The following is a 26,003-nucleotide window of genomic DNA, read 5'->3' as shown; positions in this document are numbered from 1 at the left end:
AGATGCGAATGCCGGTGATCCGCTGTCCTGCAGTCCCGCCGTCCTCGTCCAAAGTGGACGGACCGACGATCGTTGGGCCCAGTGCTCAGGTACGACTCAGTGCTCCCCCACACGAGGAGGCCGTGACGGCTCGAACACCTGTTGCGTCATCTGCGTTCGCGCTGTTCGCACGGGTGGTCGACCGGTCGCGCCGTCGACGGGCCGCGAGGAGCGCCCGCGGCCCGGTCGTGCGTCAGCAGGCCGTCCGCGCCGCCGACCCGCACGCACGCAGTCCGCTCATGCGCATTCCACGACGTCAGCCGACACGACTCCGGTGGACCTGACGACGCGGGTGGCCTTGCGCGTCCCCCACGGCCCGCGCATGGTGACCTTGGTGATCGTGATCGGACAGGCGCGCCCGCCCTGAACGGGAGCAGGTACGAATTCCTCGTCGGACGCGACGTGGTCAGGCACGGTCTTCACCCCTGTAGATCGATGTCGAACAGCGAGCACCCGGAAGCGCCAGAACGCGCGGTGCACTCCCATTGTGGCCATCCGGTGAGCGGATGCCGAATCGGGTCACCCTTCTCGTGGCTGATTGACGAATCGGCTCCAGCGCCAGGCCCCAGCAGCACCGATCCGTGCTCGGTTCGGCTCTGTGCCGGAGGTTCTGCACTCGCGGTGACCAGCGACGATGTGCGACACCAGGTCTCGGGGCGAACGTCGGTTCGAGCGTCGTCGACCACCAGAACGGCGCGCCACTCGTCGTCCCGATCGACGCCCCGTGGCCTCACCCCTCCGCGGACGGCTGACGCATCCTGCAACCCGTCCGGGTGCTCCGGTCAGCGGCGACAGTCCTGCCCAGAACTGACACACCCGTCCATGGCATCGGACCCGCGTCGCGAGGAGCGTGGTGTGGCGGGTTCGCCGAAGCGGAAGGTGATCATTCGCCACCGGGCCGTCAGCGGCGGTCGTGGACGTCGCGCGGCAGCGGGGCCTCCCGCTCTGCCGCGGTCTCGTCGAGGCCCCGGCCGCTGGTCTCCGGGGCCACCTGCTGCGAGACCACGGCGCCGAGGACGAGCAGGCAGACGGTCCCGAACACCAGTGCCTGCACGCCGAAGGTCGCGAGCACGATCGGGAACAGGAACGTCCCGACGGCCGCCCCGATCCTGCTCAGCGCAGCCGCCGTCCCCACGCCCGCCGCGCGGAGGGACGTCGGGAACAGCTCGCTCGGGTAGACGAACTGCAGGTTGCCCGCGATCGCTTCGATGAACGCGTAGGTGCACAGGCAGGTCACCACGACGACCGCGCCGGGCTCCGGCACGACGGCCAGTGCCGCGACCGAGACCGCCATCAGCCAGAACGTGGACACCAGCATGGTCCGCCGAGTCACCAGGTTGACGACGACCATCCCGACGATGCCGCCGACGGCGAAGAAGGCGTTCTGCACCAGCGTGGGAGTCAGGCCGCCCGCGAGCCCGAGGGCGACGAAGAGCGACGGGAGGAAGGTGAAGATCGCGGTCTGCGGCGTCGCCTGGGCGATCCAGAAGAAACCCGCGTAGAGCGTGCGAGACCGCCACTGCCGGCTGAAGAGGGCCTTCAGGTTCGCGAGGTTCGACCGGCGGGGTCCGGTCGCGCTCTCGTGTGCTCGCACCAGGTCGTCGACTCCCGCGTCGAGGCTGAGCCACTTCTTCACGACGGCGTCCGCCTCGTCGTAGCGCCCCTGCTGCACCAGCCACCGGGGAGATTCCGGCACACCGAGCCGGAAGACCATCACCACGGCCGCGGGCACGGCGCTGGTGGCGAGGATCCACTTCCACGCGCCGGGACCGAGGTCGCTCAGGACGTAGCCGACGACGATCGAGGCGAGGAAACCGAACCGCCACACCGCGGACAGCCCGCCGAGCAGCGGGCCCCTCAGCTTCTTCGGCAGCACCTCCGAGAGGTAGGTCGGTCCCACGGCGTAGTCGATGCCGATCGCGATGCCGAGCACCAGGCGCACGACGAAGAGCTGCACCGGGTCCTGCACGAGCAGCTGCGCGAGCGAGGCGACGAAGAACAGGACCAGGTCGGCGGTGTAGAGCGTCCGCCGGCCGATCCGGTCGGCGAGCGGGCCGAGGAGCAAGCTGCCCAGGAACAGCCCCACGAGGGCGGCCGAGCCGACGAGCCCGGCGTAGAAGGGCGTCATGCCGAAGTCCGGAGGCAGGACGGCCAGGGCGATCGTGAGGATGCCCAGCGTGTAGCCGTCGATGAACTTGCCGCCACCGGTGAGCGCGGCGATCCGGTAGTGGAACCGGACGGGCGGCACGTCGTCGATGGTGAAGCGCGAACCCGGAGGCATGTGCCGAACTCCCTTCGCCCGCATCGGATCCGCGCGATCGCCGCTCCGGGCGGCACCCCGACCGGCCGCGGATCTCGTGCGGGGCAGTGTGCCACGCGCGACCGGCGGAGGAGAGCCCTTGACTTCCCGCACCCGGCGTGCAGCCGGTTCCGCGCGCTGGGACGAGCGTTGGGCCGATCGGTCGTTCTTCAGCGGCGCGGCCTCCCGGCCGCACCAGGCGTGCAGTCCGGCTGACGCGCGCCGAGAACCGGGTCGTCACCTGCGAAGACGACTGCGAACCGAACGGCGCCCGTCGACGCCGCCTGCCCGTTCCGCGTTGATCCACGACCGGGTTCGACATGCTCGAGCTCGCTACGCTGGCGGTGCGGCAGCGGGGACGGGCTCGTTCGGCCCGATCACCCGGCCGACTGCGGGGGGTGCGCGCCGGTCCACGGGCCGCTCAGGCACACCAGCTCGGGCGGTTCCGGTGGTCTGGCGGCGTGATGTGGGAGGCATTCCATGTCGGGCACGCACGGAACCGCAACACCGGACACCACCGCTGTCCCGCACAGGAGGGCCGGCTGGCTGGACCCCATCGCGGGAACGCTGTTCATCCAGTGCGAGGCGTCGGAAGCGGAGGAGACCGCCGACCTCGTCGAGCAACGACTCGGAGCCGGACTCGTCATCACCGGTCGCGACGCGCTGAACGCTGCCCGCCTCCTCCGCGAGCGCGGGTTCGACGCGCCACTGCTCTGCGACGCCGCGAGGTACGCCGGGAAGAACCGGCTCCGTGCCACCGCGTCGTTCAGCAGGCAGTGGCTCGCCCTGCAACGCGACCTGGGCCTCCCCGTGCTCACCGACTCCGGCTACGTCGGTGAGGGCGACGTCGACGGACTGCGCACCATCGTGCGGCAGGCACAGCAGTGGGGCGACGGTGTGATCGCGTGCCTCCCGCTGCACCAGAGCTGGTTGAGGAACTCCCGGCACCTGCAGGTGCTCCAGGCGGAGATCCGCGACTCCGGCGTCGTGGTGGCTCTCGTTCTCGAGCACCAGGCCGACCCCTTCGGCGTCCAGGCGGTGCTGCGCGGCTTCCTCACCCTGCTGGCGACCGGGAGCCCGGTGCTCCTGCTGCGGAGCGACGTGTCCGCGGTGGGAGCGTTGTGCTTCGGCGCGGTGGCGGCGGCTGCGGGCACGCGGTCGAAGCTCCGCCACCTCTACCCCGTGCTGGACGGTGGTCCGCCGAGGCCACCGCTGACCTCCGTGTTCGTCAAGCACTGCCTGTCGTACGTGAGCGTGGACAAGCTGGCCACCGCCGTGCAGCTCACGCCTGACCAGGTGGAACAGTGGGAGTGTCGGTGCGACACCTGCAACAGCCGGACGGTCGACCGCTTCGCAACGATGCTCGACCCCAGTGAGCAGCGGACGGAGGCTTTCCGGCACTCGGTGGAGGTCTTGCTCCGAGTGCACGAGAAGTTGCGGATCAGCCGATTGACCCCGCAGCAGGTGCGAAAGACCTGGGTCGCGCGGTGCAGCGGTGCGGGATTCTTCCACGAAGAGATCAGAAGCAACGTGGGAGTTGGCTGGAACATCCCTGCTGCCCTCAAGGCGTGGCGGATCATCGGGGAAGAGTTCGTGGAGCGGGACGTCACACCAAGATTCCCGCACGAAGAAGCTCCCGGTAGATGAGCTCTTCGACCCACGCGTCCAGCGTCCGGCGCCTCGCCTGCGGGCTCCGCCCGTCCCGCGCGGGTTCCACCAGGCGCAGCCCGCTCGGACCGCGCTCCAGCACGCCGACTCCGAGGAGCTTGCACTCGAGCAGGCACTCCTCCTCGCGCTCCAGCGGAGCCGTCACCACCACCGCCGTGCTGCAGAACCCCCGGAGCCTGCTCACCCGGGACAACCCCGATCGCCACGAGCGAGCGCTGCACAGCACGCCGCGCAGCGTGACGACCTCCGGGGCCCGCATCGGAGCCGCTTCCGGCCACTGCCACATCGCGAGCACGTCGTGGTCGAGCACCGGCGGCTGGTGCGACCGCCGTCGCAGCTCGTGAGCCCGCGCGTCGATGGCGACCACCGGGTGCACCTCGACCCCGAACAACGTCATCCGCGGCGCGACGTGCGGCCCCCACCCCAGGAGGTCCGCGGCTTCGCGCACCTCCGCGGAAGACAGGGACCGCGGTGCGCGCGACGGGGCCGACCTCGACTGAGCACTCATCTTCGAACCACTCTCGGCCGCTCGACTCATCGGGCCCGCCACAACCTACTCCTGCGAAGGCCCCGGCCCCGTGGCACCCCAGGAGCGCGGTCGCCGGGCGCCGCGAACACGCGGTTCTCACCCCGAACCCGCTGAAGGTCGAGCTCACGCCCGCCCAACAACGGGGAGGGGCGCTGGGCTCGCGATCGTCGGTGTGTCGGTACCGGAGGTGCAGACGCTCGAGGCCGTCCTGTGCTACTCGGGGACCCATGAGCGCCGGAAGCGTCCTACCGGAGGAAGGGCCTGAGGGCTACGCCCACATCGACCCGGGACGACCGCCGGAGGCGTCCTCGCCCGGAGCTGCCGCGGTCATGCGGGCCACGGGGCGGCGGGACACCCAGCCGGAGCTGCGCGTGCGTCGCGCGCTCCACCGCAGGGGGCTGCGGTTCCTCGTCGACGCTGCCCCACCCGGCACCAACCGCCGCCGGCGGGCCGACATCGTGCTCCGCGGTGCCCGGATGGCCGTGTTCGTCGACGGCTGCTTCTGGCACTCCTGCCCGGAGCACGCCCACCTGCCGAAGAACAACCGCGAGTGGTGGCGGCGCAAGCTGGAGGGCATCGTCCGGCGCGACCGCGACACCGACCGCGAGCTGACCGCCGCCGGCTGGCTGGTCGTCCGCGTCTGGGAGCACGAGGACCCCGAGGCCGCAGCCGACCGCATCGCACGCCTGGCCCGCGAGCGGATGCGTGGAGGCCACGAGAAGAGCACGGACTAGGACCTGCGACCGGCGACCGACCCGGTGTTCCGCTGGAACAGCGCGTACATCCACATCAACGACGGGACCAGCAGGACCGCGCCGATGAGCGTCGTCACCAGCACCGCGTGCAGCACGGTCGGCTGCGCCGCGGCGCTCTCGATCGTCGTGTCCGGCAACAGGACCAGCGGATACTGGGCGACCGCCCAGCCCCACGGCAGCGCGATGACCGCCACCGCGGCGGAGCCCCAGGCCGCCAGGCAACTGCGCCGCAGCAGCAACGCCGCGGAGGCCAGTCCGGCGACGGCCGAGAGGAGGACCAGCGGCAGTCCGGGCCCGACCAGCCCGTCGTACGGGGCCGGCGAGTCGACGAGCAGCACCGCGATCCCGGCCAGCGCGATGGCATCGGTGATCGCACCGGTCACGATGCCCCGCAACCGGAACTCTTCGGCCAGCGACGCGGCACCCTCGCGCCGGGCGTCCGCGCACAGGTACACGGCCGCCAGGTAGGCGGTGATCCCGACGGCCAGCGTCCCGGCCAGGAACGAGGTCGGGTTGAGCCAGCTGGTGACCAGGTCACCCGCGGCGATGCCCAGCGGCACGCGCCCGGATGCGATGCCCCCGGCGACGGTGCCCAGGAAGAACGGGGTGAGCACCGAGGAGAGCGCGAAGCAGGCGCCGTAGGCGCGCCGGTGCCCGAGCTCCGTCGAGGCCTTCGGAACGCGAACGCGGAACCGCGGGCGATCATGCCGAGGGCCACGAGCGTCAGCGGCACGTACATCGTCGACGTCACCGAGGCGAACACCTCGGGGCACCCGGACCAGCAGAGCACGATCACGAAGATCAACCAGACGTGGTTGGCCTCCCACACCGGGCCGCCGGCCAGCAGGTCCCAGGAACCCGCCCCGACCTCGGTCGTGATCCAGTCGGCTTCGAGCGCGACCGCGGCCGCCGCACCCGACGCCGCGGAACCCCACAAGAACCAGCGCGAGGCGGGCAGGGTGCGCCGGCGCCACCACGCCAGGGCGAACCAGAGGCATAACAGCAGCCGGAGCACGCCGATGCCCACCATCACCTGGAACACCAGTGCACCACGCTCACCGGCGGCCGGTCCTCAGGCGCGAACCTGTCCAAGCCGATGATGAGCGCGTGCGGGTCCCAGTGCGCCAGCAGCGACAGCCCGTACGGGATCTCCAGCGCGTACGGCACCTCGCCGTCCTGGTAGAGACCACCGACGTTCAACGGCACGGTGCGCGAGGTGGCGTACACCCCTTCGATCGCGGCGAGCTTCGCGGGCTGGTTGATCGCCAGGAACTTCGCCGCCCAGTCACCGACGGCGATCTGCACCGGGGTCAGCACCGCGGCGACGGTGAACGGCACCGCGAAGCCCAGCCGGTGGTACCGGTCCGTGCGTCCCCGCAGCATGGCCGCCGCGTACACGGACGCCATCCCGAAGCCGGCCACCATGAACGCCGCGAGGATCATGTGGACCGTCTGCGGCGGCGTGGCCGGGTTGAACAGCGCGGCCCACGGGCGGACCGCCACGACCCGACCGTCGTCCAGGTCGAAGCCGCGCGGCTGGTTCATCCAGGCGTTGGCCGCGACGACGACGAACGCCGACGCGACGCCGGCCACGCACACCGGGATGCCGGTGAGCACGTGGACCCGCGGCGACAACCCGGTTCCAGCCGTAGAGGTAGACGCCGAGGAGATCGCCTCGATGACGCTTCACGCGCCGCGGTCCCCGACCTCCGGCCGTGCTGTGGCCGCGACGGGGTGCCAGGACGCGAGTTCGACGGCTCGGGCGAGGGGCGGGACGAGCAGCGCGAGCCGGAAGGCGGCGTAGCCGATCAGGGCCCCGGCGGAGTTGCCGATCAGGTCGTCGACGTCGGCGACGCGGCCTGTGCTCACCGCGAGGTCACCGGCCAACTGCACGACCTCGATGCCCAGGCTGAGGAGGAACCCGTGGAGCAGAGCGCTCCCCACCGACCGCACGCGCACGACGAGCGGCATGAGGAGGCCCACCGGCACGAACAGCGCCACGTTGAGCACGATCCCGATGGGGTCGTCGACGAGGTCGGTGAACGGCACGACGTTCAGCCACACGTACCACGGTCTGCTGTCGTCCGGCGCGATGGTGAAGGGGAACAGCGTGTGGTCCAGCACCGTCGCACCGCACAAGCAGGCCGCTACACCCGCGGTCAGCCGCGGCACCGTCACCTCTCCGCGGCTGCGGAGCCGCCAGAACACAGCGACGATCGCCGTCACGGTCAACGGACCGAGCACCGCCAGAGCCGGGACCTCGATGCCGGACATCCTTCCCCTCCCACACCGACAGCGGGAGCGTGGTCGATCACCGACCAGCTCGAACCAGGGCCGATCGTACTCGGCTCCCGCGAGGTGATCACCCGGCCGGGAGTCCTCTGTAGACGGCGGAAGTGCCGCGATCGCGCTCGCCGAGGACGTCACTCACCGACCGTGGCCGGTACGCGCGATCTCAGGACGCTCCGCGCTCGCCCGGACACCGCAGCGATCAGCACCGCGCCGGCCAGCACCCACAGCAGGTTCGCTGCAGGCCGACGGCCGCCACTGCGCCCGGCAGAACGCGACGGTGGCCCGCCCGGCGAACCGGGCGGGCCACCGCGAGGGACCCGACTACGTCATGGGAGGGACGGCTGCGAGGTCGTCGGTTCACTCCTTCTTGAGCTTGTCCTGGGCGGTTCCGGCCATCTTCTCCGCCGTGTTGGACAGTTCCGTGGTGCCGTAGAAGCGGGCGTCCGGGTGCGTGGGCGGCGGCATGGGCGCCGTCGTGGTGGGTCCGTCGTGGTAGCTGAACTCCCCGTTGCCGTCCGGTGTCGGGCCGGACGCCCAGCGGCCTTCGGACGCGTGCCGGCCGTCGCTGAAGTTCAGGTACTGGTAGGACACCTCGCGGTGTTCCTTGCTCTGCGGGAAGTTGCTGGGCACCGGCATCTCCTCGGCGCCGTCCTCGCGGAGCTCCGCTGCGGCGGCCAGCCACTGGTTCTGGTGCATCGTGTCGCGGGCCAGCAGGAAGGACAGCAGGTCGCGCACGCCCTTGTCGTCGGTCATGTGGTAGAGCCGGGCGACCTGCACCCGTCCCTGCATCTCCGCGTTGGCGTTCGAGGTGAAGTCGGCGAGCAGGTTCCCGCTCGCCGTGATGTAGGACCCCATCCAGGGGTTGCCCATGCTGTCCACCGGCCGCGCACCCGCACCCGCGACGATCGCGTGCTGCACGTCGGTGCCGCCGATGACCGCCGCGACGGTCGGGTCCTTCTGCACCGCCTCGTCGGTGATGCCCAGGAAGCGCCTTCTCCAGCAGCTGCGCGATCATGGTGGCCAGCATCTCGACGTGGCCGATCTCCTCCGCGGCGATGCCGAAGACGAGGTCGCGGTACTTGCCCGGGATGTGCATGTTCCACCCCTGGAACATGTACTGCATCGCCACGGTGATCTCGCCGTACTGACCGCCGAGCACTTCCTGCAGCTTGCGGGCGAAGACCGCGTCCGGTTGGTCCGGCTGTGCCTTGAACTGCAGCTCTTGCCGGTGAAGGAACATGGAACCCCTCCTGTGCGTTCGACCGCCACGTTGTCCGCCAGCCTGCTCCGACGTCAGCAGCCGCTCGTTCTCGCGTGGCGAGCGTAAGTGGTCCCGGAATCACCCGCACGATCGAAGGATTCGAGCACTCAGACAGGTGAGGCGACGTTGAGCGGGACTGCCCACCGCGCAAGTCGATCAACACGATCGGACGATGACGCCGGGCACATCACGAACCACGGGGACCGCGGACGTCTGGAGCGGTGGTGGAGCACTACCGCGGGCCGAGTCCACGTCCACGCGCGGCTGCAGCACTGCGTCGCTCGTGCCGGCTCAGCGCACCACCTCCACCCGGCGCTCATCGCCGTGCCGCGGCTGGGCGCAGTGCAGTGCACAGCAGTAGGCCGACGCTGACCGCCCGGCACGCCGAAGTGCAGCTGTGGTCACTGCCCGGCGGACGGGCTCACCGCCCGCTCCCCGCGGTGCTGCCGTAGAAGGGGCGCAGCCGGTCGCTGGCGATGGTGTCCCGTTCCCGCTCGGCGGCTCCTGTCGGGGGCAGCGGCCAGGCGTCGTGGAAGCCCGCGGGGGCGTCGACGTTGCGGTAGAGGCTCTGACCGGGGTTGCCGCCCGCCGCGTCGTAGGTGGTGGTCTCCCAGTCCGGCATGGTGTTGACCCACCCGCCGGCGTTGATCTCCATGCGGAAACCGCCGGGCTCGCGGACGTAGAGGTAGGTGATCTCGTCGATGCCGTGGACGCCGGGGCCGAACTCGATCGGGGTGTCGTGCGCGAGGAACTGCTCGGCAGCGCGCTCCACGTCGAGGCGCTGGTCCACGCGGAACGCGATGTGGTGGGCTCGTCCGGTCATGCCGCTGAAGTCGGGCACCAGGGCCAGGTCGTGGGTGGAACGGATGCCGTTGCAGGTCAACGTGGAGAACACCGAGAAGCCGGGCTCCACCTCGGTCTGCGCCGTGTGCCGGGCGCCGAGCCGCGTGTAGAAGTCGATGTCGGCTCGCATGTTCGGCGTGGGAACGGTGACGTGGTCGAGGTAGCGAGCACCGATCCCTCGGCCCGGGTACCGCTGCGGGCGGTTCTTGATGCACGGGTCCTTCCGGTCCTCTGGTGCCTCGTAGCGATCGACCTCCCAGAAGACCTCGTGGAGGTGACGTCCCTCCGGGGCGCGGTACTGGAAGGTGGCGCCGTGCCCAGGCCAGTCGTCGACCCAGCCGACGGCTTCGTCGGTGCCGTCCAACCGCTTCGCGATGGTCTCGGGGTCCTCGGGCCCGTAGGTGCGCCAGCCGATGCGGCCCACGCCCGGCTGGTCGGACTCGGTGACGATGAGGCTGGAGTGCAGCCACTCGGCCCAGCCGCGCAGGTAGACGGACTGCCCTTCTCGGGTGGTCTCCTCCAGGCCGAAGACGTCCTTCATCCACCGCACGGTCTCGTCGGGCCGGGGGCTCAACAGCTCCACGTGGGCGAGCTGGGACAGCAGGATCTCGGACAACGCTGGTCTCCTCGGTGCTTGCGGGGTCGGGTGGCGTCAGCGCTCGTCGAGTTCGGCGAAGGTGCCTGCGACCCAGTCGGCGACGAACGAGCTGACGAGCGGGAGGTGGTCGAGTCCGATGTGCTCGGTGGCGCCTTCGTCGGGCGTGAACACCCGCAGTTCCCGCTTCGGCGAGTTCACCGCCTGCTCGTAGCTCTGGTGCGCGTACTGCAGCGGGATCTGCCGGTCGTTCTGCCCGTGCACGACGAGGAACGGCACCGCGATCTTCTCGACCACCCCGTTGAGGTGGATGTCGTCGGCGAAGTCGAGGAAGGTGTCGAGGTCGTCGTGCCCCCACACCCAGAGCACGTGTTCCCAGTAGTGCGGGACCGGGCGTTCGCCCTCGCGCTCGCGGCGGCGGCGTTGCACCGCGCCCCAGTCGTGGTTGGCTCCCCACGCCACCACCAAGGCGAACCGCTCCTCGAAGGCCGCGGCCCGCGGCGCGTAGTAGCCACCGAGCGACCACCCGACGATCCCGATCCGGGCCGCGTCGACCTCAGGCCGCTCCTGCAACCAGTCCACGGCGGCACTCGCCCACGCCTCGGCGTCGATCCTGGCGGTCAGTCCGCGCAGCCGCAGCGACTCCCCGGTGCCGGGTTGGTCGAGCATCAGGCACGAGATCCCTCGGGCGGCGAGCTCCTCCCAGTGGCTGGAGGTGTACATGTGCTCCTTGGTGGAGTCCAGCCCGTTGACCAGCACGACCACCGGTGCCGGTCCCTCGTCCGCTGCCGGGGCCTGGCTGTAGTAGGCGGGCAGCGCGGTGCCCCCGTAGGGGATCTCGACCCGGCTGACGCGGGGGTCGCGCAGCGCGAAGGACTTCCGCGCCAGCTCGAGCACCCGGCGGTAGGTCGGGACCCGGTCGGGGTCGGACCGGGCGAGCATGCGCTCGGTCTGGCACAGGTAGTTGGTCGCGCGGAAGTACGTCTGGCCGGCGGTGCGCGTGCGGCCGTCCCGCTCGGCCAGCTCGGCCTGGGCGACGAGCTGGTCGGTCAGCGCGGTCCACGCCCGGAGGAAGTCCGGGGTGCCGACGTCCTCGCCCTTCCTCGCGATCTCACGGATCGGGCGGCAGGCGCGGTCCACTTCGTCGATCAGACCGCCGCTGTTGAGAGCCGCGACGACTCCCAGGTTCCACACGTAGTTGCCGGGGAAGTACTCGAACATGGCCTTCCTCTCAGAAGTCTGCGGTCCGTGGGGCAGCTGTCCCCGCACCGGTGACGACCTCCCCCATGACGCCCGTCGCCGTCATGGGCGTCGCTCCCGGTGGCGGGGGCGCACCCGTGCCGGCGGGAGCACAGGCGGTAGGGCGGCGGACTCGACGACGGTGTTGCGGGTGGTGCCGAGCCCTTCGACGGTCATCTCGACGACGTCACCCGGCCGCAGCGGCGGGGGCTGCTGGGTCCCGCTGCGTCCCCACAGCTCGGCGAGGCACCCGCCGTTCCCGCAGGTGCCGGAGCCGAGCACGTCACCGGCGCGCACGTGGGTGCCGCGTCCGGCGTAGGCGACCAGCTCCTCGAACGGCCAGCCCATGTTGGACAGCAGGTCCCGGCCGACCTCGACACCGTTGACCGCCACGCGCTCCTCCAGCGCGAGGAGCCCCTCGGCGTCCCGGAAGGGTTCGAGTTCGTCGGCGGTGACCAGCCACGGACCGAGCGTGGTGGCGGAGTCCGTGCCCTTGGCCGGGCCCAGGCCGACCTCCATCTCCCGGCGCTGCAGGTCGCGGGCGGACCAGTCGTGGAAGATCGTGTACCCGAAGATCTCCACCTCGTTCGGGGCCGGTGAGGCCGCATCACGCCCGACGACGCAGGCGACTTCGAGCTCGAAGTCGAACTCCCGCGAACCGGGCGGGACTGGGACGTCGTCGTGCGCGCCGACCAGCGCGTGCGGGTCGGTGAAGTAGAACGTCGGGGCCTCGTACCACTCCGGCACCACCCCGTTCCTGCCGCTCACCGAGGCGACCACCCCGTCGACGTGCTCCTCGAACGCGACGAAGTCGCGCACGGTCGGCGGTTCCAGCGGTGGCAGCCACCGGACCTGGTCGACCGGGACGGCGGAGCCGGTCAGTGCGGCGCGACCGGCCTCCAGTGCCGCCGGGAGCCCCGACCGCACCAGGTCCAGCACCGTGGTCCCGTCCGGGACCGCGAACAGGTGTTCCCCCTCCCGGTCGAGCACCCCGGCGAACACCTCGCCACGGTGTTCGCAGGTGGCGAAGCGCATCGTCATCACTCCCATCCGCGTTCGGCGGCCGCCGGTTCACGCCGGTTCGCTGACCAGCTCTGCGACCCGCCCGGTGAGACCGGGCACATCGGCATCGGTGTCGTCCCCGAGCAGCCACCGGACGATCTGCAGCGAGCCGTCCACGACGGCCCGGACCCGCGCGAACCGACGCTCGGTGAACGCCGCCCACAACGACTCGGCCACGCGGTCGGAGCCCAGCAGGAGCTCGGCGAGGACCGCGGCGTCTTCCAGGCCCATCGCGGCGCCCTGGGCCAGCGTGGGTGGGCAGGCGTGCGCGGCATCGCCGACCAGCACCACACGCCCCCGGTTCCACGGCGGCGGGACCAGCAGGTGCTCGAAGGCGGTGTGGTTGAGCACGCTCGGGTCGGTCAGGTCGTCCCGGATCTCGTCCCAGAACCCGTGGTAGCCGGATGCCAAGCGCCGGACGGTCTGCAACTGCTCGGCACGCGGCATCCGCGTGCGGTCCTGGCTGCGCTCCACCAGGTACGCGTAGAGCGTCTCCTCGCCGGTGGGGCAGTACCCCGCGATGTGGCACGGGCCGTCGTAGCAGATGTCGGTGCGCTCCAGGCCGGGTGGCCGCCGCGCCTGGACGCGCCAGATCGACAACCCCGTGGGCTGCGGCACGACGTCGATGCCCAGCAGCGACCGCACGTGCGACCGGATCCCGTCCGCACCGACCACCAGGTCGTAGCGACGCGCGGTGCCGTCGTCGAAGGTGACGTCCACACCGGACTCGTCCCGCCGCAGGGTCTCCACCGTGGTGCCGAGCCGCACCACGGCGCCGGCCTGGACCGCGGCCTCGGAGAGCACGGTCGCCAGCCTCGGCCGGCTCATCCCCACCGTGGCGGGCAGGTCGGGGCCGCCGGTCCGCTGGTCGGTGAGGTCGGCGAGCAGCTCACCCGTGTGCGACCGGATCCCCATCCCGTCGAAGGGGAACCCGAGCTCGCGCACCCGGGGCCACACCCCGACCTGCCGGAGCACGCGCAACGCGTTGCCCTGCAACGTGATCCCGGACCCGTGCACGGTCCAGTCCTGCCGGATCTCGGCGATCTCCACCTCGACCCCGCCGGCGGCGAGCAGGGTCGCCAGGGCGCACCCCACGGTGCCACCGCCGACGATCAGGGTCGATTCGACAGCAGCCATGCCGTTCCTCACTTCACCGCGATGGGGTTGATCGGGGAACCGGAGCCCTGCTCGCCCGTGTCCAGCACCGTCTGGACCGGGTGGGTGCGTCGCCGCCACCCGCGCCCGTCGGCCGCGAACAGCTGCGCCGGCGAGAACGCGGCACCCCGTCGCACCAGGCGCGCTCCGGCGATGCGCTCCTCCTCGGTGCGGACGTTCACCGTGCCGCGCACGTCCTCCTCACCCCAGCGACCCCGGTCGGAGAACTCCGCGGCCGCCCGGGCGAGCGCCCCCGGGTCGGCCGGATCGATGTCGACCACCGGCACCCGCTCCTCCGCTTCGGTCTCACCCGCACTCTCCCCTCACACGGGGCCATGGAGGAAGCGCGAAGTCCTGATGCTCGACATCCACGCGGCTTATACCCTCGGGCGACCATGAGGAGACCGACGCACCTCGCCAACCTCGACCTGAACCTGCTGTCGGTGCTCGAGGCGCTGCTCAGCGAACGCAGCGTCACCCGCGCGGCACGACGGCTCGGCCGCACCCAACCGGCGGTCAGTGCGGCGCTGGCCAAGCTGCGCCGGCACTTCGGCGACGAGCTGCTGCTGCGCTCCGGCAACAGGTACGAGCTCTCGCCGCTGGCGGCGCAGCTCGTCGAGCCCGTCGAGGTGGCCACCGCTGCCGCGCGGCGGGTGTTCAGCGCCCAGCCGACGTTCGACCCCGCCCACTCCACGCGCGAGTTCGTGGTCCTGATGTCCGACTACTCGCTGGCCGTGCTCGGCGAACCGCTCGCGCGCCTCACCGCGCACCGGGCACCGCAGGTCCGGCTGCACGTCCAGCAGACCAGCACCGACGCCGTGGACCACGCGCACGACGTCCTGCGCACCGCCGACGCCTTGGTGCTCCCGCACGGCTTCCTCAGCGACCTGCCCCACGCCGACCTCTACACCGACGACTGGGTCTGCCTCGCGTCGACCGACAACGACGCCGTCGAGGAGGAGCTCACCACCGACCAGCTCTCCGAGCTGCCGTGGGTGGTCACCTACCACCGCCCCACCGCGTTCACGCCGGCCACGCTGCAGATGCGCGCCAGGGGGATCGAGCCACGGATCAGCATGGTCGTCGAGAGCTTCGTGACCCTGCCGCTGCTGATCACCGGGACCGACCGGGTGGCGCTCATCCAGCACCGGCTCGCCGACCGGTTCCGCGGTGTTCCCGGCCTCCGCGTGCTCGAGTGCCCCTTCCCCGCGGACCCGCTCGTCGAAGCCCTCTGGTGGCACCCCATGAACACCCACGACCCCGCGCACCGCTGGCTGCGCGAGCTCATCGCGGAAGCCGCCCAGGACTGCTGAGCGCTCGTGCCGCTCCGGAGAGTGCCCGGGCGGATCCGCTGCGCAGCACCAGGAGGCACTCCGAGAGCAGCGGGCGGCAACAAACGGCAACCGGTTGCCAGGGCGTGCGCGGGTTCCTACCTTGAGGCGACCGCGAGACCGCAGGTCACCGCCCCGACCGCCGGAGCACGGCGGACCCGGCGACCGGGCAGCGGAACCCCCGCCTCATCGAGGAAGAGCACGTGCGCGTCACATCACGAGTCGAGCGAGTGGAACGGTCCGGTGACCGGCTCCACGTCCACACCGACGGTGTCGAGGTCCGGCTGCTGTTCCTGGCCGACGGCATCCTGCGCATCCGGGCCGGGTTCGAGGGCGACTTCGCCGAGGAGTCCTACACGCTCACCACGACGGCGTGGCCGGACCGGCTCGACGGGTTCCTGGGGGCCGAGCGGACGCGGGTGGCCCCGCTGCCGTTCGACGTCGAGGACCTGGGTGATCGCGTCCGGGTCACCGGCGGGAACCTCCGCGTCGACGTGGCGAAGGACCCGTTCCGGATCCGCGTCCACGACGAGGACGGCACCCTGCTGCACTCGGACGTCGTCGGGCTCGGGTACCTGGAGGACGCGAACGGTCGCCGCATCCACACCAGCGAGATCTCCCGCGACGACGCCTTCTACGGCTTCGGCGAGACCACGGGGCCGCTGGACAAGGCGCAGAAGCTCATCACGATGAGCCCGAAGGACGCCCTCGGCTACGACCCGCGCGAGACCGACCCGCTGTACAAGCACATCCCGTTCTACGTCAAGATGAACCGGCGGAACCGGAAGGCGGTCGGGTACTTCTACCACAACACCCACGACTGCGACTTCGACCTCGGCCGGCAGCGGAGCAACTACTGGCCGCCGCACAGCCGCTACCGCGCCGACGGTGGCGACATCGACCTCTTCCTCATCGCCGGCCCCCGCATCCGCGACGTCGTGCAGCGCTACACCACGCTCACCGGCAGGCCGCCGCTGCTGCCCAAGCACGCGCTGGGCTACCTGGCGTCGTCGATGTACTACGCCGAGCTGGACGCCGACTGCGACCGCGCGATCACCGAGTTCATCGACACCGCCCGGGCCGAGGACGTCCCCGTCGACGGTTTCCAGCTCTCCTCGGGGTACACGACGCAGGAGACCGAGGCCGGGGCGAAGCGGTGCGTGTTCACCTGGAACGAGCGCCGCTTCCCCGACCCCGAGGGCTTCTTCGCCGCCATGGCCGAGCGCGGCATCACCGTGTCCCCCAACGTCAAGCCCGGGGTGCTCGACGTCCACCCCCGCCTCGCGGAGTTCGAGGCCGCCGACGTCTTCGTCACCCGCAGCGCCGACGCGGGCGGTGACGGTCCCGCCGTCGGTGCCTGGTGGGGTGGGCCGGGCCGGTTCGTCGACTTCACCAAGCCCGCCGCCCGCGAGGCGTGGCAGCGCTGGCTCACCGACGCCGTCCTGGACAAGGGGACGACGTCGGTGTGGAACGACAACTGCGAGTACGACGGCATCATCGACACCGACTCCCGCGTCGACTTCGACGGCGCGGGCGCGACCATCGGCCGCCTGCGCACCGTCATGCCGAACCTGATGTGCCGGGTGACCCGCGACAGCATCACCGCGGTGAACCCGTCGGCCCGCCCCTACGTCGTGTGCCGCTCCGGTCACGCGGGCATCCAGCGCTACGCGCAGACGTGGGCGGGCGACAACTCCACCTCGTGGGAGTCGTTGCGGCACAACATCGCCACGATCCTCGGGATGGGCCTGTCCGGGGTGGCGCACCACGGCTGCGACATCGGCGGTTTCCACGGCCCCGCCCCCGACCCCGAGCTGCTGGTGCGGTGGGTGCAGCACGGCATCTTCCAGCCGCGGTTCTCCATCCACTCGGTCAACTACGACGGCACGGTGACCGAGCCGTGGATGTACCCCGAGCACACACCGCTCGTCCGGGACGCCATCAAGCTGCGCTACCGGCTGTTCCCCTACCTGTACTCGCTCGCGGCACGCGCCACCGCCACCGGCTTGCCGATCGTGGAACCGCTGGTGAGCGCGTTCCAGCACGACCCGGCCCTCGACGCCACGTCCGAGGAGTTCATGCTCGGTGACGCGCTGCTCGTCGCCACCGTGCTCACCCCGGGGGCGCGCACCCGCGCGGTCCGGCTGCCGGAGGGCGAGGTGTTCTACGACGCCTGGACCCGGCAGCGCTACGAGGGCGGGCAGGTCGTGGAACTGCCGGTGGACCTCGGTTCGATCCCGCTGTTCCTGCGCGGCGGCAGCGTCCTCCCGGTCGCGGAGGACGAGCTGACCAGCCTCACCCGCGACGCGGTGACGCACCTGCGCCTGGTCTGCGTTCCCGACCGCGACGCGGAGTTCACCCTCTACGAGGACGACGGCCTCACCCGCGCTCACGAGGACGGCGCGTTCCGCACGACCGACGTCCGGATGACCGCCGGTGAGCAGGTGCGCATCGCGCTGACCCGGCGCGGCACCTACCGCAGCACCGTCGAACGGTTGCTGTTCGACGTGGTCCGGCCCGGCCAGTGCCCGCACTGGGTCGCCCTCGACGGCGAGCGCCTCCCGCAGCACCTGCACCGCGGCCGCTTCGACGCCGCGGAAGTGGGCTGGCACTACGACATCGCGCGCGGGTCCGTGCTGGTCAAGACCCCCGACCCGGGCGGCGACCTCGCCGTCACGATCTCGTTCGAGCCCGTCGACATGATCGGCATGTGAGAGAGGCAGGCATGAGGAGACGATCGATCAGCGGCATCGTCGCCCTGGTCCTCGTGACGGTCCTCGCCGCGTGCGCGCCGGCGTCCGGTGCGCGGACGAGCGCCGAGGCGACGCCGGACAACCCCCTGGTGCTGTCCCTGGCCAACAACCTCGGCGACGACCACGTCACCTCGAAGGCACTCGCCTCGTTCGCCGAGGACGTCGAGCGGCGCAGCGGCGGCCGGATCGTGGTGAGGATCTACGGCAACGGCCAGCTCGGCGCCGAACCCGACGTGCTCGGCCAGCTGCACCAGGGCATCGTCGACATGACCCGGGTCAGCGCTCCGGGCCTGGCCACCTACGACCCCGGCTACCACACCTTCGGCCTGCCCTACGTCTTCGACTCCGAGCGGGAGTTCTACGCGGTGATGGACTCGCCGCAGATGGCCGAGCACTTCCGCTCGACCGCCGACGACGGCTTCATCGGCCTCACCTACTACAACTCCGGGGCGCGGTCCTTCTACACCGGGAACACCCCGGTGCGCACCCCGGAAGACCTGCGCGGCAAGAAGATCCGCGTGCAGGACATGCGCTCGCAGACCGACTTCGTCGCCGCGCTGGGCGCCGCGCCGGTCGTGATGGCGTTCGGCGACACCTACACCGCGCTGCAGACCGGGCTCATCGACGGCGCCGAGAGCAACGAGACGGTGCTCACCGACAGCGCGCACGGCGAGGTGTCCCACGCGTTCTCGATGACCGAGCACACCCGGATCCCCGACATCCTGGTGATCAGCACCGAGACCTGGGAACGGCTCGACCCGGCCGACGAGCAGCTGCTGCTCGACGCGGCGCGCGCGTCGACCGAGCGGCAGAAGGTGGACTGGGCGGAGACCACGCAGCAGGCCATCGCCGAGGCGAAGGCGATGGGCGTCCAGTTCATCACCGACGTCGACACCGCGGCCTTCCGCGAGGCCACCAGGCCGGTGGTGGACGACTACGCCCGCCAGTACCCGGAGGTCGCGGAGCTGTTGTCCCTCATCGACTCGGCTGGGAGGGCGGACACGCCATGACCGCGCTCGACCGCATCCACCGGACGCGACAGGTGCTCGGCCGCGTGCTGGCGGCCTTCGCCGGTGCCCTGCTCGTCCTCATGACGCTGCTGGTGCTGTACCAGGTGTTCACCCGCTACGTGCTGGGCTCGCCCGCGGCCTTCACCGAGGAACTGGTGCGCTACGCGCTCATCTGGACGTCGATGGTCAGCGCCGCCCACGCGTTCTTGCACCGCAAGCACATGGCGCTCCTCGTGCTTCGGGACCGGTTCTCGCCCGCGGCGCGGCGCGCGCTGGTGCTCGGCTCGGACGTCCTCGTGCTGGCCTTCGCCGTGGTGGTGCTGGTGGTCGGCGGCACGATGCTGGCGGTCAGCGCGGCCACCGACCACTCGGCACTGCTGGGGATCTCCCGGGGCCTGGTCTACGCGATCGGACCGGTCGCCGGTCTCGCGATCACGGTCGCGCAGCTGCTGAACGTCTGGGAGGACCTCGTCACCGAGGTCGCGATCGAGACGGAGGGGACGGACTGATGGGTGCGCTGACCGCGGTCGCCGTCCTGTTCGGCGCGTTCTTCGTGCTGCTGTTCGCGGGCGTGCCGATCTCGGTGTCGCTCGGGATCGCCTCGTTCGCCACCGCGCTGGCGTTCCTGCCGTGGGACGACGCCACCTACGTCATCGGGCAGCAGATGAACGTCGGCATCGAGAGCTTCTCGCTGCTGGCCGTGCCGTTGTTCATCCTCGCGGGCAACCTCATGAACACCGGCGGCATCGCGCGCCGGCTCGTCGACCTCGCCCTGGTGGCGGTGGGCCGGGTCCCCGGCGCGTTGGCGCACACCAACGTGCTGGCCAACATGCTGTTCGGCGCGCTGTCCGGTTCGGCCGTGGCGGCGGCCGCGGCGATCGGCAGCACGCTGCACGAGCGGCAGCAGAAGGCCGGCTACGACCCGGCTTTCGGCGCCGCGGTCAACGTCGCCTCGGCCCCGACCGGGCTGCTCATCCCGCCGACGACGGCCGCGATCGTCTACTCGACCGTCGCCGGCGGGGTGTCGGTCTCGGCGCTGTTCATGGCGGGGTACGTGCCGGGGGTCCTCTTGGGCGTGGTGATCATGGTGATCGCCTTCGCGTCCGCCCGGCGCGAGCGGTACCCGAAGGTCGAGCGGGTCGGCGCTGCCGAGGCGTTCCGGGTCCTGCTCCGGGCGGTCCCGGGCCTGCTGCTCATCGTGGTCGTGGTCGGCGGCATCGTGTTCGGCGTCTTCACCGCGACCGAAGGCGCCGCGGTCGCCGTGCTGTACACGCTGGTGCTGTCGCTGGCCTACCGGAGCCTGTCCTGGGCCGCGCTCAAGGACGTCGTCACGCGCACGGTCGTCGCGACCGGCATCGTCATGTTCCTCATCGCGGCGTCCGCGGGCATGTCCTGGGTGATGGCCTACACCGGCATCCCGGCGGCGATCACGCAAGCGCTGCTGTCGGTGGCGGACTCGTCCGTGGTCATCCTCGTGCTCATGCTCGTCCTGCTGCTGGTGGTGGGCACGTTCATGGACATCACCCCGGCGATCCTCATCTTCACGCCGATCCTGCTGCCCATCGCCGAGGAGCTCGGCATGGACCCGGTCCAGTTCGGCATGGTGCTCATCCTCGCGATGTGCATCGGCACCATGACGCCGCCGGTCGGGTCGGTCCTGTTCGTCGGGACCGGGGTGAGCGGGGTGTCGATCGAGCGGGTCGTGCCGAAGCTGCTGCCGTACTTCGTCGGCCTGGTCCTGCTGCTCCTCGCGGTCACCTTCGTCCCCGCGCTGAGCCTGGGACTGCCGGGCGTGATGGGCCTGCTCGACTAGGGGCCCGGCAGCAGCCCGTCGGGGTCGGTTCCGGTCTCCAGCACCCGGGCGAGCCGCCGTTGCAGCGCGCGGTCCTCGCCCGCGGCCAGCACCGTGCTCTGCAGCTGCGGGGTGGGCTGCAGGAACGCGGCGGAGACGCGGGTGACGTCGCGGGCACCGCCACCAGGAGTCGTGCATCGGGTCCGGCGTGAGATCGCACCGCCTCACCACGTCGCGACTGGGTTCCTCCCAGCGTCGTGAAGCGCCGGGAGCGCTCCCTCCGTGAGTACTGCTGCTGTTGCCGATGTCGTGCGGTTGGTGGACGGCGTCAGCGGGAGAGGAGGCTGGTGGCCTCCTGGGCCGCGGTGCCCTCCTTGGCCAGGTGGGCCAGGTTCTCCGGGAGGGGCATGCCGCGGTGCACGGTCGCCTTCGCGTACAGCCGACCCGCGCGGTAGCTGGAGCGCACCAGCGGTCCGGCCATCACGCCGGGGAAGCCGATCTCCTCGGCCGCCTTGGTGTGCTCGACGAACTCCTCCGGCTTGACCCACCGGTCCACCGGGTGGTGCCGCGGGCTGGGGCGCAGGTACTGGGTGATGGTGATGATGTCGCAGCCGGCGTCGCGCAGGTCCTGCAGCGCCGGCCGCACCTCCTCCGGGGTCTCGCCCATGCCGAGGATGAGGTTCGACTTGGTCACCAGACCCGCGTCCCGCGCCTCGCTGATGACCTTCAGCGACCGCTCGTAGCGGAAGCCCGGCCGGATCCGGCGGAACACGCGCGGCACGGTCTCCAGGTTGTGCGCGAGCACCTCCGGGCGGGAGCTGAAGACCTCGGCCAGCTGGTCCGGGTCGGCGTTGAAGTCCGGGATCAGCAGCTCCACACCCGTGCCCGGGTTGAGCTCGTGGATCTGCCGCACCGTCTCGGCGTACAGCCACGCGCCGCCGTCGGGCAGGTCGTCACGGGCGACACCGGTGACGGTCGAGTAGCGCAGGCCCATGGCCTGCACCGACTCGGCGACCCGGCGCGGCTCCTCGACGTCCAGCGCGGCGGGCTTGCCGGTGTCGATCTGGCAGAAGTCGCAGCGGCGGGTGCACTGGTCCCCGCCGATGAGGAACGTCGCTTCGCGGTCCTCCCAGCACTCGAAGATGTTGGGGCAGCCCGCCTCCTCGCAGACGGTGTGCAGCCCCTCGCGGCGGACCAGGCCCTTGAGCTCCTGGTACTCGGGCCCCATCCGCGCGCGGGTCTTGATCCACGACGGCTTCTTCTCGATCGGGGTCTGGCTGTTGCGGGCCTCCAACCGCAGCAGCTTGCGACCCTCCGGCGCCACAGTCAGGTTCGCCTCCTCAGGGGTGTGGTGTGCGCGGCCTGCCGTTGGGGTGGCAGGCCGCGCACCTGGTCAGGCGTTGAGGGGTCTCCTCAGGGCCGCGAGCACCGACTCGTGCATCGCCTCGGACAGCGTCGGGTGCGGGAACACGACCTTCGCGAGGTCTTCTTCGGTGGCCTCCACCGCATGGGCGATGCCGAAGCCCTGGATCTGCTCGGTGACCTCCGGGCCGACCATGTGGGCACCGAGCAGTTCCCCGGTGGACTCGTCGAAGATGGTCTTCACGAATCCCCCGGCCTCGCCGAGGGTGAGTGCCTTGCCGGACGCCCGCAGGTCGAAAGTGCCGATCCGCAACGGTCGCCCGGTGGCGCGGGCCTGCTCCTCGGTCAGGCCGAGCCGCGCGACCTGCGGTCGGGCGTAGGTGCAGCCGGGGACGTGGTCGCGGTCCAGCGGCGAGACGCGGTCGAGCCCGGCGAGCTTCTCCACGCACACCACGGCCTCGTGGCTGGCCTTGTGAGCCAAGCAAGGGCCGCCCGCCACGTCGCCGATCGCGTAGACTCCGAACGCCGTCGTCCGGCACCACTCGTCGACCCGGATGAACCCACCTTCGGTCTCGGCCCCGACGGCTTCCAGCCCCAGGTCTTCGACGTTGCCCTGGATGCCCGCCGCGACGAGCACCCGCTCCGCCGTGACCGGTTCCGAAGGACCGCCTGGCGCACCCACCTGAGCCGTCACGGCATCCACGCCCACCACGACTTCGGAGACCGAAGCACCGGTGTGGACGCGGATCCCGCGCTCCGCGAACGCCTTTCGGACGTGCTCGGAGACCGCCGCGTCCTCAGCGGGCATGATGCGCGGTGCCACCTCGACGAGCGTGACCTCGCTGCCCAGGTCGCGGTACAGGCTGGCGAACTCCACGCCAACCGCGCCGGACCCGACGACCAGCAGCGACTTCGGAAGCTCCGGCGCGCCCAGAGCGTCGAAGTGGGTCCAGATCCGGTCGCCGTCAGGCACCAGGCCCGGCACCGGCCGCGGTCGGGCACCGGTGGCCAGCACGATGTGGTCGGCACGGTGCTCGGTCTCGCTCCGCTTCCCGTCCGCGTTGTCGGAGACGACCGAGACCACGCCCTTGTCCACCAGTCGTGCGGAGCCGTTGAGGACGTCGACGCCGTTCTTGCGCATCAGGTGGGCGACACCGCCAGACAGGCGCTTCGACACCGAGCGGCTGAACTCGACCAGTTGTGCCATGTCGAACTCCACGCCGGTCGCGCGGAAGCCCAGCGGCTCGAGGTTCGCCAGCACGTGCGCCACGTCCGCTCCGTGCAGCAACGCCTTGGTCGGGATGCAGCCCCAGTTCAGGCAGATGCCGCCGAGCTGATCGCGTTCCACGACGGCGGTTCGCAGCCCCAGCTGCGCGGCCCGGATGGCGGCGACGTAACCGCCGGGACCGCTGCCCACGACGAGGACGTCGTACTTGTCGGTCATCAGGTCCTCCTAGACCAGCATCAGCGCGGGCGACTCGACGAATCGCTTGAGCGCCTGCAAGAACGTCGCGCCGAGTGCCCCGTCGATGACGCGGTGATCGCAGGAGAGCGTCGCGGTCACCAACGTCCGCGCCACGAGCTGGCCGTCCCGGACCACCGCGCGCTGCTCCCCTGCACCGACAGCGAGGATCGCCGCCTGCGGCGGGTTGATGATCGCGTCGAAGTCGCGCACGCCGTACATGCCGAGGTTGGAGACGGTGAACGTGCCGCCTTGGAACTCCTCGGGCCTCAACGTGCCCGCCTTCGCCTTGGTCACCAGAGTGCGCACCGATTCGGAGATCTCGGCGAGGCTCCGGGTGTCGGCCCCGCGGACGATCGGGGTGATGAGACCCGAGGGCAGCGCCACCGCCACCGCGACGTCCGCAGCCGAGTGCTGGAGCACCGCCTGGGACCCCTCGTCGAACTGCACGTTCACCTCTGGCACCGCCCGCAGCGCGGAGGCGCACGCCTTCACCACGAAGTCGTTCACCGACAGCTTCACCGCGGGAACGGTGGCGTTGACCTGCTCGCGCAGCGCGAGCAGATCGTCGATCTCCAGGTCCACGGACAGCCGGAAGTGCGGGGAGTTCCGCTTCGATTCCTGCAACCGGTGTCCGATGGCCTTGCGCATCGAGCTCAGCGGCACCGGCTCGAACGCGGGCGTGGCGTTCCCGGAGTCCTCGGCGAGCCTGCCGTCGGGCGTCGCGACGCTGGTGCCCGGGTTGAACTTCCGCTCGGCCTCCCGGACATCAGCCACGCACACCCGCCCGCGCGATCCTGTCGCGCGGCAGTCGTGCAGGTTGATCTTGAGCTCTGCCGCGAGCCGACGGGCCACCGGTGTGGCGTCGACGGTGCTGTCGTCCTGCACGGACCGCAGTACCGTCCGTCGCGGTGCAGGTGGTGCGGCCACGGAGCCACCGGCATCGCGGACGGCGTTGTGGACGTCCGCCAGTGAAACCCGACCCATGCGGCCGCTTCCCGGGACCTTCGCCAGGTCGATGCCTTGTTCGGTCGCGAATCGGACCGCGCGCGGGGTGGCGAAGACGTCACCGTTCAGGGGCCCCTGCAGGGATTCCGGGACGATGGTGGAGCCGGAAGGCGCCGGGGTCGGAGCAGGGTTGGCCGGAGGTGGTACCGGGCCGGGCTCCGCCGCTGGGGCGTCGTGCGCCGGTGCTCCCGCTGAGTCGTCGGCCACCGCCGGCACGCGTTGCGACAGGAACGCGTCGATCTCGGAGTCCGGTACGTCCTCCCTGGCGGACACCGCCATCGGGGCTCCAACCGGCAAGGTCTCCCCTTCCCGCGCGACGACACGCCGCAACACGCCGTCGAACGGGGCCTCCATCTCGTTGGTGATCTTGCTGGTCTCGATCTCGCAGAGCGGGTCTCCCTTGCTGAACCGCGTTCCTTCCGCGATCAGCCAGCGGGTGATGGTTCCCTCCTCCATGGAGAGGCCCCACTTCGGAACTTCGATGAGGTTGATCTCGTTCATGGTCAGGCGGTCACCAACTTGCGGACAGCCGTCTCGATGCGGGCGGCGTCGGGCAGCCACGCCTTCTCGAGCACGGGGGAGAACGGGACCGGGGTGTGCGGCGGAGTCACCAACTCGACCGGCGCTCGCAGGGAATCGAGAGCCTTCGCAGCGATGAGGGCGGCCACGTCGTGCCCGAACCCGCAGCGCGCGGCCGACTCGTCGACGATGACGACCCGACCGGTGGCCGCCACGGATTCGAGAATCCCCTCCTCGTCCAGCGGCGAAACCGTCCGCGGGTCCACGACCTCCACGGAGATCCCCTCCGCAGCGAGCTTGTCGGCCGCCTCGTTGGCGGCGTTGACCATCGCTGACAGAGCCACAACAGTCACGTCGGTGCCCTGGCGGGTGTAGTTGGCGACGCCGAACGGGATCGTGTACGGCTCGTCCGGAACTTCGTCCGTGGTGTCGTACAAGGTCTTGTGCTCGCAGAACACGACCGGATCGTCATCTCGGACGGCCTGGATGAGCAGTCCCTTGGCATCGTGCGCGTTGGACGGCACGACGACCTTGAGCCCCGGCACGGAGGCGAACACGTGGTACGGGGACTGCGAGTGCTGGGCGGCAGCGGAGAAACCCGCGCCGATCATGCCGCGCAGCACCAACGGCGTGCGGGCCTTGCCGCCGAACATGTAACGGAACTTCGCCGCCTGGTTGTACAACGCGTCGTAGCAGACGCCGAAGAAGTCCATGAACATCAGCTCGGCCACCGGACGCAGACCGGTCAGCGCGGCACCGGCGGCCATGCCGACGATCGCGGATTCGGTGATGGGCGTGTCGATCACGCGGTCGGACCCGAACTCACCCCACAGGCCCTTGGTGACGCCGAGAACACCGCCGAACGCTTCGATCTTCTTCTCTTCCAGGTCCGGGTTGGTCCCGGCGTGGCCGCCACGCAGGTCCTCACCGATCTGCACCACCGCGGGGTCCCGGCGCATCTCCTGGGCGAGGGCCTCCTTCACGGCCTCGCGGTACGTCTTCTTCGACGTGCTCATCGGGTCGCTCTCC

20 protein-coding genes and 2 pseudogenes are annotated in these 26,003 nt (G+C 70.9%); 7 read left to right on the top strand and 15 right to left on the bottom strand.

Annotated elements, in window-relative coordinates; all coding sequences use genetic code 11:
• Positions 1 to 940 precede the first annotated feature (940 nt).
• Entirely contained in the window at positions 941 to 2,320 is a 1,380-nt protein-coding gene (locus HNR68_RS13030) for an MFS transporter (protein ID WP_179720816.1), read from the bottom strand.
• A gap of 498 nt (positions 2,321 to 2,818) precedes the next feature.
• On the opposite strand from HNR68_RS13030, the gene HNR68_RS13025 reads away from it, so the two are divergent.
• Positions 2,819 to 3,985: a hypothetical protein gene (locus tag HNR68_RS13025; protein WP_179720814.1), complete on the top strand. Its 1,167-nt coding sequence runs from the start codon at positions 2,819 to 2,821 to the stop codon at positions 3,983 to 3,985.
• On the opposite strand, the gene HNR68_RS13020 is transcribed toward HNR68_RS13025, so the two are convergent.
• Positions 3,945 to 4,454 carry a hypothetical protein gene (locus HNR68_RS13020; RefSeq protein WP_179720812.1) on the bottom strand — a complete coding sequence of 170 codons (510 nt, stop codon included), beginning with the start codon at positions 4,452 to 4,454 and terminating at the stop codon, positions 3,945 to 3,947. The two genes, HNR68_RS13025 and HNR68_RS13020, sit on opposite strands and share 41 nt — an antisense overlap.
• A 308-nt stretch (positions 4,455 to 4,762) precedes the next feature.
• Here HNR68_RS13020 and HNR68_RS13015 point away from each other — a divergent pair, with 308 nt between their 5' ends.
• The gene (locus tag HNR68_RS13015; RefSeq protein ID WP_343050113.1) at positions 4,763 to 5,269 is read left to right on the top strand and encodes a very short patch repair endonuclease; all 507 of its coding nucleotides are present in this window, start codon (positions 4,763 to 4,765) and stop codon (positions 5,267 to 5,269) included.
• Here HNR68_RS13015 and HNR68_RS27420 read toward each other — a convergent pair.
• The 9 genes and pseudogenes from HNR68_RS27420 to HNR68_RS12970 form a co-directional block, all read right to left on the bottom strand.
• On the bottom strand, positions 5,266 to 5,904 hold the full coding sequence (locus HNR68_RS27420) for a cytochrome d ubiquinol oxidase subunit II (protein WP_218889817.1): 639 nt from the start codon (positions 5,902 to 5,904) through the stop codon (positions 5,266 to 5,268). The genes HNR68_RS13015 and HNR68_RS27420 overlap by 4 nt on opposite strands.
• A 107-nt stretch (positions 5,905 to 6,011) precedes the next feature.
• A pseudogene (locus HNR68_RS27605) lies at positions 6,012 to 6,883 on the bottom strand (cytochrome ubiquinol oxidase subunit I); the annotation flags it as partial.
• A 93-nt stretch (positions 6,884 to 6,976) separates the two neighbouring features.
• Positions 6,977 to 7,564: a VanZ family protein gene (locus HNR68_RS13000; protein WP_179720808.1), complete on the bottom strand. Its 588-nt coding sequence runs from the start codon at positions 7,562 to 7,564 to the stop codon at positions 6,977 to 6,979.
• 375 nt (positions 7,565 to 7,939) lie between these two features.
• Positions 7,940 to 8,822: pseudogene (locus HNR68_RS12995) on the bottom strand (manganese catalase).
• Positions 8,823 to 9,264: 442 nt separating this feature from the next.
• Positions 9,265 to 10,302 carry a VOC family protein gene (locus HNR68_RS12990; protein ID WP_179720806.1) on the bottom strand — a complete coding sequence of 346 codons (1,038 nt, stop codon included), beginning with the start codon at positions 10,300 to 10,302 and terminating at the stop codon, positions 9,265 to 9,267.
• A 36-nt stretch (positions 10,303 to 10,338) separates the two neighbouring features.
• On the bottom strand, positions 10,339 to 11,502 hold the full coding sequence (locus HNR68_RS12985) for an alpha/beta hydrolase family protein (RefSeq protein WP_179720804.1): 1,164 nt from the start codon (positions 11,500 to 11,502) through the stop codon (positions 10,339 to 10,341).
• 81 nt (positions 11,503 to 11,583) lie between these two features.
• The gene (locus HNR68_RS12980) at positions 11,584 to 12,555 is read right to left on the bottom strand and encodes a fumarylacetoacetate hydrolase family protein (RefSeq protein ID WP_179724989.1); all 972 of its coding nucleotides are present in this window, start codon (positions 12,553 to 12,555) and stop codon (positions 11,584 to 11,586) included.
• A gap of 36 nt (positions 12,556 to 12,591) precedes the next feature.
• The gene (locus HNR68_RS12975) at positions 12,592 to 13,719 is read right to left on the bottom strand and encodes an FAD-dependent monooxygenase (RefSeq protein WP_179720802.1); all 1,128 of its coding nucleotides are present in this window, start codon (positions 13,717 to 13,719) and stop codon (positions 12,592 to 12,594) included.
• A gap of 8 nt (positions 13,720 to 13,727) precedes the next feature.
• Complete coding sequence (locus HNR68_RS12970) at positions 13,728 to 14,018, bottom strand: hypothetical protein (RefSeq protein ID WP_179720800.1); 291 nt, start codon at positions 14,016 to 14,018, stop codon at positions 13,728 to 13,730.
• A 114-nt stretch (positions 14,019 to 14,132) separates the two neighbouring features.
• Between HNR68_RS12970 and HNR68_RS12965 the strand changes: the two genes are divergently transcribed.
• From HNR68_RS12965 to HNR68_RS12945, 5 genes are all read left to right on the top strand, one after another.
• Positions 14,133 to 15,050, top strand: coding sequence for a LysR family transcriptional regulator (locus HNR68_RS12965; RefSeq protein ID WP_179720798.1), 918 nt, complete (start codon positions 14,133 to 14,135; stop codon positions 15,048 to 15,050).
• 248 nt (positions 15,051 to 15,298) lie between these two features.
• Positions 15,299 to 17,782, top strand: a complete 2,484-nt coding sequence (locus HNR68_RS12960; protein ID WP_179720796.1) for a TIM-barrel domain-containing protein — start codon at positions 15,299 to 15,301, stop codon at positions 17,780 to 17,782.
• Positions 17,783 to 17,793: 11 nt separating this feature from the next.
• Positions 17,794 to 18,831, top strand: coding sequence for a TRAP transporter substrate-binding protein (locus tag HNR68_RS12955; protein ID WP_179720794.1), 1,038 nt, complete (start codon positions 17,794 to 17,796; stop codon positions 18,829 to 18,831).
• On the top strand, positions 18,828 to 19,340 hold the full coding sequence (locus HNR68_RS12950; RefSeq protein WP_179720792.1) for a TRAP transporter small permease: 513 nt from the start codon (positions 18,828 to 18,830) through the stop codon (positions 19,338 to 19,340). Before HNR68_RS12955 ends, HNR68_RS12950 begins: the two co-directional genes overlap by 4 nt.
• A complete protein-coding gene (locus HNR68_RS12945) occupies positions 19,340 to 20,644 on the top strand; it encodes a TRAP transporter large permease (RefSeq protein WP_179720790.1) in 1,305 nt (434 codons plus the stop codon). Before HNR68_RS12950 ends, HNR68_RS12945 begins: the two co-directional genes overlap by 1 nt.
• A gap of 307 nt (positions 20,645 to 20,951) precedes the next feature.
• Here the strand turns inward: HNR68_RS12945 and lipA are convergent, their stop codons facing one another.
• The 4 genes from lipA to HNR68_RS12925 form a co-directional block, all read right to left on the bottom strand.
• Complete coding sequence (lipA, locus tag HNR68_RS12940; RefSeq protein ID WP_179723756.1) at positions 20,952 to 21,953, bottom strand: lipoyl synthase; 1,002 nt, start codon at positions 21,951 to 21,953, stop codon at positions 20,952 to 20,954.
• Positions 21,954 to 22,016: 63 nt separating this feature from the next.
• A complete protein-coding gene (lpdA, locus tag HNR68_RS12935; protein ID WP_179720788.1) occupies positions 22,017 to 23,429 on the bottom strand; it encodes a dihydrolipoyl dehydrogenase in 1,413 nt (470 codons plus the stop codon).
• 9 nt (positions 23,430 to 23,438) lie between these two features.
• Positions 23,439 to 24,956 carry a 2-oxo acid dehydrogenase subunit E2 gene (locus HNR68_RS12930; protein WP_179720786.1) on the bottom strand — a complete coding sequence of 506 codons (1,518 nt, stop codon included), beginning with the start codon at positions 24,954 to 24,956 and terminating at the stop codon, positions 23,439 to 23,441.
• 2 nt (positions 24,957 to 24,958) lie between these two features.
• Positions 24,959 to 25,990: an alpha-ketoacid dehydrogenase subunit beta gene (locus tag HNR68_RS12925; RefSeq protein ID WP_179720784.1), complete on the bottom strand. Its 1,032-nt coding sequence runs from the start codon at positions 25,988 to 25,990 to the stop codon at positions 24,959 to 24,961.
• Between the last annotated feature and the right edge of the window lie 13 nt (positions 25,991 to 26,003).

It is taken from the genome of Saccharopolyspora hordei (genome assembly GCF_013410345.1).
Classification (GTDB): Bacteria; Actinomycetota; Actinomycetes; order Mycobacteriales; family Pseudonocardiaceae; genus Saccharopolyspora; species Saccharopolyspora hordei.
This window is presented reverse-complemented; position numbering and strand designations above follow the sequence as displayed.